Origin of the sequence: Serratia sp. CY47280, assembly GCF_052168655.1 — a bacterium.
Taxonomy (GTDB): domain Bacteria; phylum Pseudomonadota; class Gammaproteobacteria; order Enterobacterales; family Enterobacteriaceae; genus Serratia; species Serratia bockelmannii.
Genome location: NZ_JBJNMG010000010.1, coordinates 11,828 through 25,978, shown reverse-complemented (window position 1 = coordinate 25,978; position 14,151 = coordinate 11,828). Strand labels below are relative to the sequence as shown.

Sequence of the window (14,151 nt, the reverse complement as noted above, 5' to 3'; positions counted from 1 at the left end):
GCAGGCGCCCTTCTCATGATGACTCGCGATATTACCCCACCGCCGGGAACACCGGCAGCAGCAGATACAGCTTGATAACGATGGCGTTGGCGATATCGATAAAGAACGCTCCCACCATCGGCACCACCAGAAACGCCAGATGCGACGGGCCGAAGCGATCGGTGATCGCCTGCATGTTGGCGATCGCCGTCGGCGTGGCGCCCATGCCGAAACCACAGTGGCCGGCGGCCAGCACCGCCGCGTCGTAGTTCTTGCCCATCACCCGGTAGGTAACAAAGATCGCGTACAGCGCCATCACCAGCGTCTGCACCGCCAGGATCGCCAGCATCGGTAACGCCAGCGAAGCCAGCTCCCACAGGCGCAGGCTCATCAACGCCATCGCCAGGAACAGCGACAGGCTGACATTACCCAGCACCGATACCGCCCGTTCGAACACGGTATAGAAACCGGTGAAGGCCAGCGTGTTGCTGAGGATCACCCCGACGAACAGCACGCAAACGAAGTTAGGCAGCTCAAACACCGTACCGTTCAGCAAGCCGGCAATCAGCTGCCCCAGGCTCAGACAGATAGCGATCATGGCGATGGTTTCGATCATCACCAGCGAGGTGATCAGGCGGCCGCTTTCCGGCTTCTCGAAACCGCTCGGCTGCACGCTGTCTTCCGGCGTACCTTCCGGCGTAGAGGAATGTTTGACCAGATAGCGCGCCACCGGACCGCCGATCAGGCCGCCCAGCACCAGGCCGAAGGTGGCACAGGCCATGGCGACTTCCGTCGCGTTTTCAAAGCCGTAGCGCTCGATGAACAGCTTGCTCCAGGCCGCCCCGGTGCCGTGGCCGCCCGACAGGGTGATCGACCCGGCGATCAGGCCCATCAACGGATCCAACCCCAGCATTTTCGCCATGCCGATGCCGATGGCGTTCTGCACCAACAGCAGCCCCAGCACCACGAACAGGAATACCATCAGCGCCTTGCCGCCGGCGCGCAACCGCGCCAGGTTGGCGTTCAGCCCGATAGTGGCGAAGAAGGCCAGCATCAGCGGATCCTTCAGCGACATGTCAAAGCTGATTTCCCAGTTGGCGAACTTTTTCAGGGCTAACAACAGAAGGGCCACCAGCAAACCGCCGGCGACGGGGGCAGGAATGGTATATTTTCGCAGCAGAGGAATGCTTCTGACGCACTTGCCCCCGAGGAGCAAAACCAGCGTCGCGGCGACTAACGTGCCATAAGTATCAAGATGAAACATCCAGGTACTCCATGTAAGGGAAAAGATCCAAATAAAAATAATAAGTTATAGAAAACCACTGAGTTTTTAAACTTGATGAGTCCAGGATTAGAAGTAAAAAACGCTAAGATGACAAGAAAAAATGAATGAAAATGCGACATAAACAGGAAAGTTGACAATATAATATTTAGGCGCAACCGTTTGCTTTTGCGGGGCGGCGCATTAAAATGCCTGCTTTGCCGTATCTGGAAACGCCACACCATGAGCATGTCATCCTCCGAGCTTGATGCCACACGCCAAGCCGCCTCAGAATCCCGCGCCAGCGAACTGATTTATCGCCTCGAAGACCGCCCGCCGCTGCCGCAAACGCTGTTTGCCGCCGGCCAGCATCTGTTGGCGATGTTCGTTGCGGTGATCACTCCGGCGCTGCTGATCTGCCAGGCGCTGGGCCTGCCGGCGCAGGATACCCAGCACATCATCAGCATGTCGCTGTTCGCCTCCGGCCTGGCTTCCATTCTGCAAATCAAAACCTGGGGGCCGGTGGGTTCCGGTCTACTGTCGATTCAGGGCACCAGCTTCAACTTCGTTTCGCCGCTGATCATGGGCGGTCTGGCGCTGAAAAACGGCGGCGCCGACGTGCCGACCATGATGGCCGCGCTGTTCGGCACCCTGATGGTCGCTTCTTGCACCGAAATTTTGCTGTCGCGCGTGCTGCATCTGGCACGCCGCATCATCACCCCGCTGGTTTCCGGCATCGTGGTGATGATCATTGGCCTGTCGCTGATTCAGGTCGGTTTGACCTCGATCGGCGGCGGTTATGCCGCGATGAACGATCACAGCTTCGGCTCACCGAAAAACCTGCTGCTGGCCGGCGCGGTGCTGGCGGTCATCATCCTGCTGAACCGCCAGCGCAACCCTTACCTGCGCGTCGCTTCATTGGTGATCGCCATGGCGGTCGGCTATCTGTTGGCCTGGGCGATGGACATGCTGCCCGCCGACGCTCCGGCGGCACCCACGGCGGCGATCACTATTCCCACGCCGCTCTATTACGGCCTGGGCTTCGACTGGAACTTGCTGCTGCCGCTGATGCTGATCTTTATGGTCACCTCGCTGGAAACCATCGGCGACATCACCGCCACCTCTGATGTCTCCGAACAGCCGGTCAGCGGGCCGCTGTACATGAAGCGTCTAAAAGGGGGCGTACTGGCCAACGGCCTGAACTCGATGCTGTCGGCGGTGTTCAATACCTTCCCCAACTCCTGCTTCGGCCAGAACAACGGCGTGATCCAGCTGACCGGCGTCGCCAGCCGCTATGTCGGCTTTGTGGTGGCGCTGATGCTGATCGCGCTGGGGCTGTTCCCGGCGGTAGCCGGCTTCGTGCAGCACATCCCCGAGCCGGTACTGGGCGGTGCGACCATCGTGATGTTCGGCACCATCGCCGCCTCCGGCGTGCGCATCGTGTCACGCGAGCGCCTGAACCGCCGCGCCATCATGATCATGGCGCTGTCGCTGGCCGTCGGCATGGGCGTCTCCCAGCAGCCGCTGATCCTGCAGTTCGCGCCGGACTGGCTGAAAACCCTGCTCTCTTCCGGTATCGCCGCCGGCGGCATTACCGCCATCGTGCTGAACCTGGTGTTCCCGCAGGAACACGAGAAAAAGTAACCCGCCCATTGGCGTTCAAACGGCCGCTTGCGGCCGTTTTTTATTGTCTATCAGACCATTGCCCTTGAGATGCCCGGCCAATTGCGGCATAAACAGGGTATCTTTTTTGACCGATGCGGATGTAGACGATGAAATTTATCGGAAAGCTGTTGCTGACGTTGCTAGTGCTGATCGTGCTGGCGGCGGTGGTGCTGTACCTGGTCGGGCAAACCCGCTGGGCGGCAGGCCGCTTGAGTGCCTGGATCAGCGACAACAGCGAATACCGCCTGTCGATAGGAAAAATCACCCATTCGTGGAGCCAATCGGACCAGATCGGTCTGGAAGACGTGCAGCTGGCGCGCAGCGGCCAGCTGCAGGCGCTGGTTGCCAAACGCGTCGATCTCGGCCTCAGCCTGCGCCAAATCACCGAGCCGCGCTATTTTCACAGCGTCACGCTGCGCGACGGCACGCTGAACGTGCAGCCACAGGCGGCGGCGTTGCCTGTACAGGCCGACGTGCTGCAGTTGAGCAACATGGCGCTGCAGTCCAACGATAACGAGTGGCAGCTCAACGCGCAGCAGGTCACTGCCGGCATCACGCCGTGGCGCCCGCTGGCCGGCCATCTGCTGGGGGACAACAACCAGTTTCAGTTCAGCGCCGGTTCGATGACGCTGAACGGCATCCCCGCCTCGAAGGTGTTGGTGCAGGGGGAGCAAAAGCAGGGCCAACTGCTGTTGAACAACTTCGGCGCCGATCTGGCGCAGGGCGACCTGACCGGCGTGGCCAGCCGCGCCGCCGACGGCAGCTGGCGGGTGGATCGCCTGCGGCTGAGCGGCGTGCGCCTGCAGACCCCGTTGACGCTGGCGGAATTCATGCAGCGCTTTACCACTCTGCCGCCGGTCACCCTCAAGCGTTTCGATCTTATCGACGCGCGCCTGGAAGGCAAGGCATGGGCGGTTAACGATCTCGATTTGTCGCTGCAAAACGTCAGCGTCGAAAAAGGCGACTGGCGCAGCGAAGACGGCTCGCTCAACTTCAACGCCAGCGACGTAATCAACGGCGGTTTCCACCTGATCGATCCGATCGCCACCCTACGGCTCTCTTCCGCCGGCATCGCCATTCAGCAATTCACCACCCGCTGGGAAGGCGGGCTGCTGCGCACCTCCGGCAACTGGCTGCGCGCCGGCAAACGCCTGCAGCTGGATGAAGTGGCCATGGCGGCGCTAGAGTACACCCTGCCGATCGACTGGCGCGAGCTGTGGCTGAAACCGCTGCCGGGCTGGCTGGCGGAGGTGTACGTCACCAAGCTGACCACCAACCGCAATCTGATCATCGATATCAACCCGGCATTCCCGTTCCAGATCACTGCGCTGGACGGTTACGGCAGCAACCTGCTGCTGGCGCGCGACCACCAGTGGGGCATTTGGTTCGGTTCGCTAAACCTGAACGGCAGCGAGGCCACCTTCAACAAAATCGACGTGCGGCGCCCTTCGCTGGCGCTGAACGCCGACGCCAACCAGATCACCGTCACCGAGCTCAGCGCCTTTATGCCCAATGGGTTGCTGGAGGCCAAAGCGACCGTCGATCAGCTGCCGGGCAAGCCGTTCCAACTGATGCTGCACGGCCGTTCGGTACCGATCAATACCTTGCAGCAATGGGGATGGCAGCCGGTGCCGCTGACGGGCGACGGCAACCTTGAGCTGCAGTTGAAAGGGCTGCTGAACAGCGACGGGCCGTTCAAGGCCTCATTGAAAGGCAATCTACAGGCCACCGCCGGCGACGGCCAAGCGGTGAACCAACAGCTGCCGTAATGCGCTGCGCGGCCCGCTCTCAGGGCAGGGCCGCCACCCTACTCTTCCAGCGCTTCAGAGCCGCCCTGATCCAGCGGCACATCCGGCTCGGCCGGCAACACCATGTAGGTGCCTTCGAATACCGCGCCCTTATCCTCGTCGCCGAACAGATGCACTTCGGCGTGCACGCGCGCGCGGCGGCCGCGCGCCAGACGCGCCAAATCGCCGCTCAGCGAGCCCAGATCCGCCACCGCACGCGGCCTGCCGGTAATCGGTTTGCTGTAGCGAATGTGCGCGTCCGCCAGAATGATGGTGCCGCCGAGATGGCGCTCGCGCAGCAGCAGCCAAATCAGCCCCCAGGCGGTCAGCGTCGCCAGCGAGAACAGGCTGCCGGCGAACAGCGTGTGGTGCGGATTCTGGTTGCCGATCTCCGGCATGGTGGTGACGAAGCGCTGGCCGGTGTATTGGCTGATGCGCACGCCCATCTTTTCGCTCAGCGGAATGTGTTCATACCAGGCCTGCTGCAATTGGCCGCACCAATCAGGGCGATGCAGGATATCGTCCAGCGTCGCCACCGGTTTGATCATTAAAAAGTGACGGATCGGGGTGGTCTGCGGCGCGGTGATCTCGCCCTGATTGACGAAGCCCAGCTTGGCGAAGAAATCCACCGCGTCTTCACGGGCGCTGCACACCACCCGCTTCACGCCTTCCTGCCGTGCGACGGACTCCAGCGTTATCGCCACCAGCGTTCCCAACCCTTTATCCTGCAACGTCGGGTCTACCGCTAGAAAACGGATCGCCGCCTCGTTGTCGGCATTGATATACAGCCGCCCGATGGCGACAATTTTACCGGCCTCGTCCACCACCATTTGGTGATGGGCCATGGCGTCATAGGCATCCTTTTCCGAACCCACCGGCTGGTGCAGCGGCTTGCGCAGCATTTCCCAGCGAAACTGGTAATACTCCTTCAGTTCTTGCTCTGTTACGGGTACTCGTAGGTGATACATAGACGCCTGTTCTCCGAATGCTTAGACCTGTAGCCAGAATGTCACCGGACCATCGTTGACCAGCGCCACCTGCATGTCGGCGGCGAACTCGCCGGTCTGGGTCTCTACGCCGCGTTCACGGCATTGGCCTACAAAATATTGATACAACCGATCGGCTTCCTGCGGCGCGGCGCCGCGCGAAAAGCTGGGCCGCATGCCCTTCTGGGTGTCCGCCGCCAGGGTGAACTGCGAAACGACCAGCACGCTGCCCCCGGCCTGCTGGACGTTGAGATTCATCTTGTCGTTTTCGTCGCCGAAAATGCGGTATCCCAACACGCGTTCGCACAGGCGCTGCGCTTTTTGCTCGTTATCGCCCTGCTCCACGCCCAATAACACTAACAAACCGGGGCCAATCTTGCCTACTGTCTCGCCACCCACCGTGACGCTGGCGTTTAACACCCGTTGAATCAACGCAATCATTCCTGCTGCCCTTCTGGTTTTTGTTCCTGTTGCTCCGCCTTCTGCCGACGGTAGTCGCGGTATTCGCCGATGGTCACGGTGATTTCCGCACCGAGTAACACGATACACCAGCTCCAGTAGACCCACAGGAATAAAATCGGGATCACCGCCAGCACGCCGTAAATCAGCTGATAGGAGGGGAACATGGTGACGTACAGCGCGAATCCCTTCTTGCCCAGTTCGAACAGCAATCCGGCCACCACCGCGCCAATCAGTGCATCTTTGGGCGGCACGCGCACCGTCGGCACGATGCAATACAGCAGCCAGAAGGAGATGCACGACAAAATCAGCGGGAAGATGCGCAGCACCTGATCCACCAGGCCATTGACGCCGGTCTGCGCCAACCAGTTGAGCGACAGCAGGTAAGAACTGATGGCCATGCTGGCGCCCACCAGCAGCGGCCCCAGCGTCAGCACCATCCAGTACACGGCAAAGGAGAAGACGATCGGCCGCTTGTTCTTGCTGCGCCAGATGGTGTTCAGCACGCTGTCCACCGAGGAAATCAACAGCAGCGCGGTAACGATCAGCCCGCAGGTGCCGACGGCGGTCATCTTGTTGGAATTGGCGACGAACTGTTCCAAGTAGTTCTGGATCACATTGCCGGCGGCCGGCACGAAATTGGAAAAGATAAAGCTCTTCAGCTGTTCGCTGATGTCGGAAAACATCGGGAAAGCGGCGAACAGGGCGAAGACCACGGTGACCAGCGGCACCAGCGACAGCAGGGAAACGTAGGCGAGATGGCCCGCCAACATCGTCAGGCCATCGTGGTCGATGCGTTGGTACAGCAGCCGTCCGAAGGTGACGCTTGGCTTAATCGCAGAGGGTAGCTTCTTGCGGCGGAAAAACGACATGGTCACTCCTTGATGTCCGTTGATACGCCTTAAGCTTAACGCGCCCTGTGCTCATTGAGCAAAATAGGCCGGCACCACGTCGCGATCGGTGACGTGCACCGTCTTGATCCCCAGCGCCTGCGCGGCGAGGACGTTCGCCGGGTGATCGTCAAAGAACACCGCGTCGGCGGCAGCGGTGTTTTCCGCGGCCAGCACATGCTGGTAGATGTTGGCTTCCGGTTTGCGCATGCCGAGATCTTGCGACAAATAGAGATGATCGGCGGCGGCGGCCACTTCAGGGTAATGCTGCGTCCAGTAGTTGCAGTGCAAACGGTTGGTGTTCGACAGCACCACCACCCGGTGACCTTCGTTGCGCAGGCGCTGCATGATGTCGATCACCTCCGGGCGCAGCGCGACGAATACCGCCTGCCAACCGGTGGCGAACTGCTCAAAGCTGAGCGCGATGCCCATTTCATCGCACAGTTTGCCGGCGAAGTCTTCATCGCTGATTTCACCGCGTTCATGCTTCTGGAACACCTCACCCATGGTGAAACGATCGGACAGCACCGCCAACGGCGTGCCGCTCAAATTGCTCCACACGCCCAGCACACGCTTGAAATCGATATCGACGATCACATTACCTAAATCAAAGATATACAGCATAGTCCTCTCCTATGGGCCGGTGAGATTTCACTGTAGCGGGAAAAGGAACAGCTGAACAGGGAGCGAACGGAAAAGCGCATAGCGCGCCGCACAAACGGGGAACAACAGAGGAAAAAACTCAGGGCGCGAGAACCGCGCCCTAAGCATGAGACACTCAATCAGCGATTAAGCGTCTTTAGGACCGCGGCTGGCACGCTTACGATCGTTTTCCGTCAGGTGACGCTTACGGATACGGATCGAGGTTGGCGTCACTTCTACCAGTTCGTCGTCATCGATGAACTCCAGAGCTTGTTCCAGGGTCATTTTGATCGCCGGAACCAGGGTAGTCGCTTCGTCAGTACCGGAAGCACGCATGTTGGTCAGCTTCTTACCGGTCAGGCAGTTTACGGTCAGGTCGTTGGAACGTGAGTGAATACCGATGATCTGGCCTTCATACACTTCCGCACCGTGGCCCAGGAACAGCTTGCCGCGATCCTGCAGGCCGAACAGCGCGAACGCGACCGCTTTGCCCTGGCCGTTGGAAATCAGCACGCCGTTCTGACGCTGGCCCACTTCGCCCGGACGCACGTCGTCGTAGTGGCTGAAGGTGGAGTACAGCAGACCGGTACCCGAAGTCATGGTCATGAATTCGTTACGGAAGCCGATCAGACCGCGGCTTGGGATCACGTAGTCGAGACGCACGCGGCCCTTACCGTCCGGATCCATGTTTTTCAGGTCAGCTTTACGCTCGCCCATCGCCTGCATCACGGAACCCTGATGCTGCTCTTCGATATCCAGCGTCACGTTCTCGAATGGCTCCTGCTTGCGGCCATCGATTTCGCGGAAGATAACTTTCGGACGGGAAACCGCCAGCTCGAAACCTTCACGGCGCATGTTTTCGATCAGCACCGACAGGTGCAGCTCGCCACGGCCGGAGACGCGGAAGGCGTCCGCATCGTCGGTTTCTTCAACGCGCAGCGCCACGTTGTGCACCAGCTCTTTGTTCAGACGGTCAAGGATCTGACGCGACGTCACGTACTTACCTTCTTTACCGCAGAACGGCGAGGTGTTGACGTTGAAGAACATGGTGACGGTCGGTTCGTCGACGGACAGCGCCGGCAGCGCTTCTACGGCATTGGTGTCGCAGATGGTGTCGGAGATGTTCAGCTCGCCCAGGCCGGTGATGGCGATGATATCGCCCGCTTCCGCCAGGGTGCTGTCGATACGCTCCAGACCCAGGTGACCCAGCACTTTACCCACTTTACCGTTGCGAGTTTTACCTTCGCTGTCGATGATGGTGACCTGCTGGTTCGGCTTCACTTTACCGCGCTTGATGCGGCCGATGCCGATAACGCCCAGGTAGTTGTTGTAGTCCAACTGGGAGATCTGCATCTGGAATGGCGCTTCCAGCTCAACCTGCGGCGCAGACACATGGTCGACGATCGCCTGATACAGCGGGGTCATGTCTTCCGCCATGTCGGTGTGGTCGACGCCGGCGATGCCGTTCAGCGCAGAAGCGTAGATGATCGGGAAGTCGAGCTGCTCGTCAGTCGCGTCGAGGTTCACGAACAGGTCGAACACCTGATCCACAACCCAGTCAGGGCGCGCGCCAGGGCGGTCAACCTTGTTGATGACCACGATCGGCTTCAGACCGTTGGCGAAGGCCTTCTTGGTCACGAAGCGGGTTTGCGGCATAGGGCCATCCATTGCATCCACAACCAGCAGCACCGAGTCAACCATCGACATCACGCGCTCTACCTCACCGCCGAAGTCGGCGTGTCCTGGGGTATCCACGATGTTGATACGGTAACCATTCCAATTAATGGCGGTGTTTTTTGCGAGGATGGTAATCCCACGCTCTTTCTCCAAATCGTTGGAGTCCATTACGCGTTCGGTGGCTTCCGCACGCTCTCCGAAAGTACCGGATTGTTGCAGCAGCTTGTCAACCAGGGTGGTTTTACCATGGTCAACGTGGGCAATAATGGCGATGTTACGCAAATTTTCGATCACAGCTTTGCCTCGGGCATTAGAAATAGCGCGCTATTGTACACGTATTAAGCGAGGGACTAAACAAGATCACAACCATCTCTTATAAACAACCGCGTACCGGTCAGTTTGTGATCCCTTTCACGGTGCAAAAAGCCGCAATCGTTGCACTTTTGCACCATTTCGGTGCCCACGCTCACCCCAATTGCACCATGACGGTGCAATTTATCGCTGATGGTGCATACTGTGGCTGGGTAAAACCCGCGCAGAAAGGCGATGAAAGCCTTTTTAAAAAGTTGGCACGCTTTTCGCTTTAGTCTTTTCAAGGCGAAAAAAAGCCAGTTCCACAGATTCGTTCCACGACGACGACAATGATAAACCGGGAGAGTTAAGTATGTCCGCTGAACACGTTTTGACGATGCTGAATGAGCATGAAGTGAAATTCGTAGACCTGCGTTTCACTGACACCAAGGGTAAGGAACAGCACGTGACTATCCCGGCTCATCAGGTAAACGCCGACTTCTTCGAAGAAGGCAAAATGTTTGACGGCTCCTCTATCGGTGGTTGGAAGGGCATCAACGAATCTGACATGGTACTGATGCCGGATGCCAGCACGGCGGTTCTGGATCCGTTCTTCGAAGAACCAACGCTGATCATTCGCTGCGACATTCTCGAGCCGGGCACCATGCAAGGCTACGATCGCGACCCGCGTTCCATCTCCAAACGCGCCGAAGATTTCCTGCGCTCCTCCGGCATCGCGGACACCGTCCTGTTCGGGCCAGAGCCTGAATTCTTCCTGTTCGACGACATTCGCTTCGGCAGCAGCATCCGCGGTTCCCACGTGGCCATCGACGACATCGAAGGCGCCTGGAACTCCGGCACAAAATACGACGGCGGCAACAAAGGCCACCGTCCGGCGGTGAAAGGCGGTTACTTCCCGGTTCCACCGGTCGACTCTTCGCAGGATCTGCGTTCCACCATGTGTTTGACCATGGAAGAGATGGGCCTGGTGGTTGAAGCGCACCACCACGAAGTGGCGACAGCCGGTCAGAACGAAGTGGCAACCCGCTTCAACACCATGACCAAGAAAGCCGACGAAATTCAGATCTACAAATACGTGGTGCATAACGTGGCGCACGCCTTCGGTAAAACCGCGACCTTCATGCCGAAGCCTATGTTCGGTGACAACGGTTCCGGCATGCACTGCCACATGTCGCTGTCCAAGAACGGCACCAACCTGTTCGCCGGCGACAAATACGGCGGCCTGTCTGAAACCGCGCTGTTCTACATCGGCGGCATCATCAAGCACGCCAAGGCGATCAATGCCCTGGCCAACCCGACCACCAACTCGTACAAACGTCTGGTGCCGGGCTACGAAGCGCCGGTGATGCTGGCTTACTCCGCCCGTAACCGCTCCGCATCCATCCGTATTCCGGTGGTCGCCAGCCCGAAAGCGCGCCGCATCGAAGCCCGCTTCCCGGATCCGGCGGCTAACCCATACCTGTGCTTCGCCGCGCTGCTGATGGCCGGCCTGGACGGCATCATCAACAAGATCCACCCTGGCGACGCCATGGACAAAAACCTGTACGACCTGCCGCCGGAAGAAGAAGCCGAGATCCCAAAAGTGGCCGGCTCGCTGGACGAGGCGATGGCCGCACTGAACGAAGACCGCGAGTTCCTGACCCGCGGCGGCGTGTTCACCGACGATGCGATCGATGCCTACATCGAACTGCGCAAAGAAGAGATGGACCGCGTTCGTATGACGCCACACCCGGTTGAGTTCGAACTGTACTACAGCGTCTAAGCCCTACCCGCGCCGTCTGCGCAGGCGGACGGCGCCCATATTTTTGTTATCGCTTTTTTGTTGCCGTGGAAACTTTCAGCCCATCTTCGGATGGGTTTTTTTCTCCACCGTATTTTCTGCAAAACTATTCCATACCGCGCCGATCCCGGATGGAGTAGGATAGATGCACTAAAAAGGTGCAGGAGTCTGCTGTATGGCAACTGGCAAGCTGCCCGATGCTGGGCAGATCCTCAATTCACTCATCAACAGCATCCTGCTGTTGGATGACTCTCTGGCGGTTCACTACGCCAACCCGGCGGCACAGCAGCTGCTGGCGCAAAGCTCCCGCAAGCTGTTCGGCACGCCGCTGCCCGATTTGCTCGGTTATTTTTCGCTGAACGTCTCTCTGATGCGTGAAAGCCTGCGCGCCGGGCAGGGCTTCACGGACAACGAAGTGACCCTGGTGGTCGACGGCCGCGCGCATATCCTTTCCCTGACCGCTCAGGCGCTGCCGGAAGGCTATATCCTGGTCGAGCTGGCGCCGATGGACAATCAGCGCCGCCTGAGCCAGGAACAGCTGCAACATGCCCAACAGGTGGCAGCCCGCGATCTGGTGCGCGGTTTGGCGCACGAAATTAAAAACCCGCTGGGCGGCCTGCGCGGCGCAGCGCAGCTGCTGGCCAAAGCGCTGCCCGATCCGGCGCTGACCGAATACACCAAGGTGATCATTGAGCAGGCCGATCGGCTGCGTAATCTGGTGGATCGTCTGCTCGGGCCGCAGCGGCCCGGCCAGCATATTACCCAGAGCATTCATCAGGTCGCGGAGCGCGTCTGCCAACTGGTGTCCCTGGAAATGCCGGATAACGTCACGCTGGTGCGCGACTACGATCCGAGTCTGCCGGAAATGGCTCATGACCCGGATCAGATAGAACAGGTGCTGCTGAACATCACCCGCAATGCGCTGCAGGCGCTGGGCGAGGCGGGCGGCACCATCACGCTGCGCACCCGCACCGCGTTTCAGATTACGTTGCACGGTACCCGCTACCGCCTGGCGGCACGTATCGACGTCGAAGACGACGGCCCCGGCGTGCCGGCGCAGCTGCAGGACACGCTGTTCTACCCGATGGTCAGCGGCCGTGAAGGCGGTACCGGCCTGGGATTATCCATCGCCCGCAATCTGATCGATCAGCATTGCGGAAAAATTGAATTCAACAGTTGGCCAGGTCATACCGAATTCTCGGTCTACCTGCCCATTCGTCAGTGAGGTTTGCTATGCAACGAGGGATAGTCTGGATCGTCGATGACGATAGCTCCATCCGCTGGGTGCTTGAGCGCGCGCTCACCGGCGCGGGCCTGAGCTGCGCCACCTTCGAAGGCGGCAATGACGTGCTGGAAGCCTTGGCCACGCAAACCCCCGACGTGCTGCTATCCGATATCCGCATGCCGGGTATAGACGGTCTGGCGCTGCTCAAACAGATCAAACAGCGCCATCCAATGCTGCCGGTGATCATCATGACCGCGCATTCGGATTTGGACGCCGCCGTCAGCGCCTATCAGCAAGGGGCCTTCGACTACCTGCCGAAGCCGTTCGACATCGACGAAGCAGTGGCGCTGGTCGAGCGCGCCATCAGCCATTATCAGGAGCAGCAGCAGCCGGTGCGCAGCCAGCCGGCCAGCGATCCGGCGGCGGACATCATCGGCGAAGCGCCGGCGATGCAGGACGTATTTCGCATCATCGGCCGGCTCTCGCGTTCGTCGATCAGCGTGCTGATCAACGGCGAATCCGGCACCGGCAAAGAGCTGGTGGCGCATGCGCTGCACCGCCACAGCCCGCGCGCCAAGTCGCCGTTCATCGCCCTGAACATGGCAGCCATCCCCAAAGACCTGATCGAGTCGGAGCTGTTTGGCCACGAGAAAGGCGCCTTCACCGGTGCGAACCAAATCCGTCAGGGACGCTTTGAACAGGCCGACGGCGGCACGCTGTTCCTCGACGAGATCGGCGATATGCCGCTCGACGTGCAAACGCGCCTGCTGCGGGTGCTGGCGGACGGCCAGTTCTACCGGGTCGGCGGCTATGCGCCGGTGAAGGTCGACGTGCGCATCATCGCCGCCACGCACCAAAACCTGGAGCTGCGGGTACAGGAAGGCAAGTTCCGCGAAGACCTGTTCCATCGCCTGAACGTGATCCGCGTACACCTGCCGCCGCTGCGCGAGCGCCGGGAAGACATCCCGCGGCTGGCGCGCCACTTCCTGCAGATCGCCGCCAAAGAGTTAGGCGTCGAGGCCAAGAACCTGCATCCGGAAACCGAAACCGCGCTGACCCGCCTGCCCTGGCCGGGCAACGTGCGCCAGCTGGAGAATACCTGCCGCTGGCTGACGGTGATGGCCGCCGGGCAAGAGGTGCTGATTCAGGATCTGCCGAGCGAACTGTTCGAAACCGCCGCGCCGGAGAGCCCCAGCCACAGCCTGCCGGACAGCTGGGCCACGCTGCTGGCTCAGTGGGCCGATCGCGCGCTGCGTTCCGGTCATCAAAACCTGCTGTCGGAAGCGCAGCCGGAGATGGAGCGTACGCTGCTCACCACCGCCCTACGCCACACCCAGGGGCACAAACAGGAAGCCGCACGCCTGCTGGGCTGGGGGCGCAATACCCTGACCCGCAAGCTCAAAGAGCTGGGCATGGAATAGGAGCGTGGGTGGATGATGAAAAACGCAGTCCGGCGCACAAAAAAACGCCAACCTCAGGCTTTACAGC

The 14,151-nt window shown here is 60.0% G+C and carries 11 protein-coding genes; 5 read left to right on the top strand and 6 right to left on the bottom strand.

Translation table 11 applies throughout. The features are described 5' to 3' along the window. Nucleotides 1-31: 31 nt before the first annotated feature. On the bottom strand, nucleotides 32-1,243 hold the full coding sequence (gene gltS / locus ACJ8J4_RS23810; RefSeq protein ID WP_025304708.1) for a sodium/glutamate symporter: 1,212 nt from the start codon (nucleotides 1,241-1,243) through the stop codon (nucleotides 32-34). Between the two features lie 240 nt (nucleotides 1,244-1,483). On the opposite strand from gltS, the gene ACJ8J4_RS23805 reads away from it, so the two are divergent. After that, nucleotides 1,484-2,884 carry a nucleobase:cation symporter-2 family protein gene (locus ACJ8J4_RS23805; protein ID WP_025304709.1) on the top strand — a complete coding sequence of 467 codons (1,401 nt, stop codon included), beginning with the start codon at nucleotides 1,484-1,486 and terminating at the stop codon, nucleotides 2,882-2,884. Nucleotides 2,885-3,012: 128 nt separating this feature from the next. After that, a complete protein-coding gene (locus ACJ8J4_RS23800) occupies nucleotides 3,013-4,674 on the top strand; it encodes an AsmA family protein (protein ID WP_197836516.1) in 1,662 nt (553 codons plus the stop codon). 38 nt (nucleotides 4,675-4,712) lie between these two features. Here ACJ8J4_RS23800 and fabY read toward each other — a convergent pair whose 3' ends face one another. The 5 genes from fabY to typA all read right to left on the bottom strand — a co-directional run bounded on the left by fabY (nucleotide 4,713) and on the right by typA (nucleotide 9,640). After that, nucleotides 4,713-5,660, bottom strand: coding sequence for a fatty acid biosynthesis protein FabY (gene fabY, locus ACJ8J4_RS23795; RefSeq protein WP_025304711.1), 948 nt, complete (start codon nucleotides 5,658-5,660; stop codon nucleotides 4,713-4,715). Nucleotides 5,661-5,681: 21 nt separating this feature from the next. Next, the gene (gene dtd / locus ACJ8J4_RS23790; protein WP_025304712.1) at nucleotides 5,682-6,119 is read right to left on the bottom strand and encodes a D-aminoacyl-tRNA deacylase; all 438 of its coding nucleotides are present in this window, start codon (nucleotides 6,117-6,119) and stop codon (nucleotides 5,682-5,684) included. Continuing rightward, complete coding sequence (locus tag ACJ8J4_RS23785) at nucleotides 6,116-7,009, bottom strand: virulence factor BrkB family protein (RefSeq protein ID WP_025304713.1); 894 nt, start codon at nucleotides 7,007-7,009, stop codon at nucleotides 6,116-6,118. Before ACJ8J4_RS23785 ends, dtd begins: the two co-directional genes overlap by 4 nt. A gap of 51 nt (nucleotides 7,010-7,060) precedes the next feature. Continuing rightward, the gene (yihX, locus tag ACJ8J4_RS23780) at nucleotides 7,061-7,651 is read right to left on the bottom strand and encodes a glucose-1-phosphatase (protein ID WP_264383766.1); all 591 of its coding nucleotides are present in this window, start codon (nucleotides 7,649-7,651) and stop codon (nucleotides 7,061-7,063) included. Nucleotides 7,652-7,816: 165 nt separating this feature from the next. After that, nucleotides 7,817-9,640: a ribosome-dependent GTPase TypA gene (typA, locus tag ACJ8J4_RS23775; protein ID WP_004931243.1), complete on the bottom strand. Its 1,824-nt coding sequence runs from the start codon at nucleotides 9,638-9,640 to the stop codon at nucleotides 7,817-7,819. A 370-nt stretch (nucleotides 9,641-10,010) separates the two neighbouring features. Between typA and glnA the strand changes: the two genes are divergently transcribed. From glnA to glnG, 3 genes are all read left to right on the top strand, one after another. After that, nucleotides 10,011-11,420, top strand: coding sequence for a glutamate--ammonia ligase (gene glnA / locus ACJ8J4_RS23770; protein WP_025304715.1), 1,410 nt, complete (start codon nucleotides 10,011-10,013; stop codon nucleotides 11,418-11,420). Between the two features lie 193 nt (nucleotides 11,421-11,613). After that, entirely contained in the window at nucleotides 11,614-12,663 is a 1,050-nt protein-coding gene (glnL, locus tag ACJ8J4_RS23765; protein WP_004931246.1) for a nitrogen regulation protein NR(II), read from the top strand. A gap of 8 nt (nucleotides 12,664-12,671) precedes the next feature. Next, nucleotides 12,672-14,084: a nitrogen regulation protein NR(I) gene (gene glnG / locus ACJ8J4_RS23760; RefSeq protein WP_025304716.1), complete on the top strand. Its 1,413-nt coding sequence runs from the start codon at nucleotides 12,672-12,674 to the stop codon at nucleotides 14,082-14,084. The last annotated feature ends 67 nt before the right edge of the window (nucleotides 14,085-14,151 follow it).

Bases quoted from the DNA above. Each gene is read 5' to 3' on its own strand.
- gltS (WP_025304708.1), bottom strand. From the start codon at position 1,243: ATGTTTCATCTTGATACTTATGGCACGTTAGTCGCCGCGACGCTGGTT.
- ACJ8J4_RS23805 (WP_025304709.1), top strand. From the start codon at position 1,484: ATGAGCATGTCATCCTCCGAGCTTGATGCCACACGCCAAGCCGCCTCA.
- fabY (WP_025304711.1), bottom strand. From the start codon at position 5,660: ATGTATCACCTACGAGTACCCGTAACAGAGCAAGAACTGAAGGAGTAT.
- yihX (WP_264383766.1), bottom strand. From the start codon at position 7,651: ATGCTGTATATCTTTGATTTAGGTAATGTGATCGTCGATATCGATTTC.
- glnA (WP_025304715.1), top strand. From the start codon at position 10,011: ATGTCCGCTGAACACGTTTTGACGATGCTGAATGAGCATGAAGTGAAA.
- dtd (WP_025304712.1), bottom strand. From the start codon at position 6,119: ATGATTGCGTTGATTCAACGGGTGTTAAACGCCAGCGTCACGGTGGGT.
- glnG (WP_025304716.1), top strand. From the start codon at position 12,672: ATGCAACGAGGGATAGTCTGGATCGTCGATGACGATAGCTCCATCCGC.
- ACJ8J4_RS23800 (WP_197836516.1), top strand. From the start codon at position 3,013: ATGAAATTTATCGGAAAGCTGTTGCTGACGTTGCTAGTGCTGATCGTG.
- glnL (WP_004931246.1), top strand. From the start codon at position 11,614: ATGGCAACTGGCAAGCTGCCCGATGCTGGGCAGATCCTCAATTCACTC.
- ACJ8J4_RS23785 (WP_025304713.1), bottom strand. From the start codon at position 7,009: ATGTCGTTTTTCCGCCGCAAGAAGCTACCCTCTGCGATTAAGCCAAGC.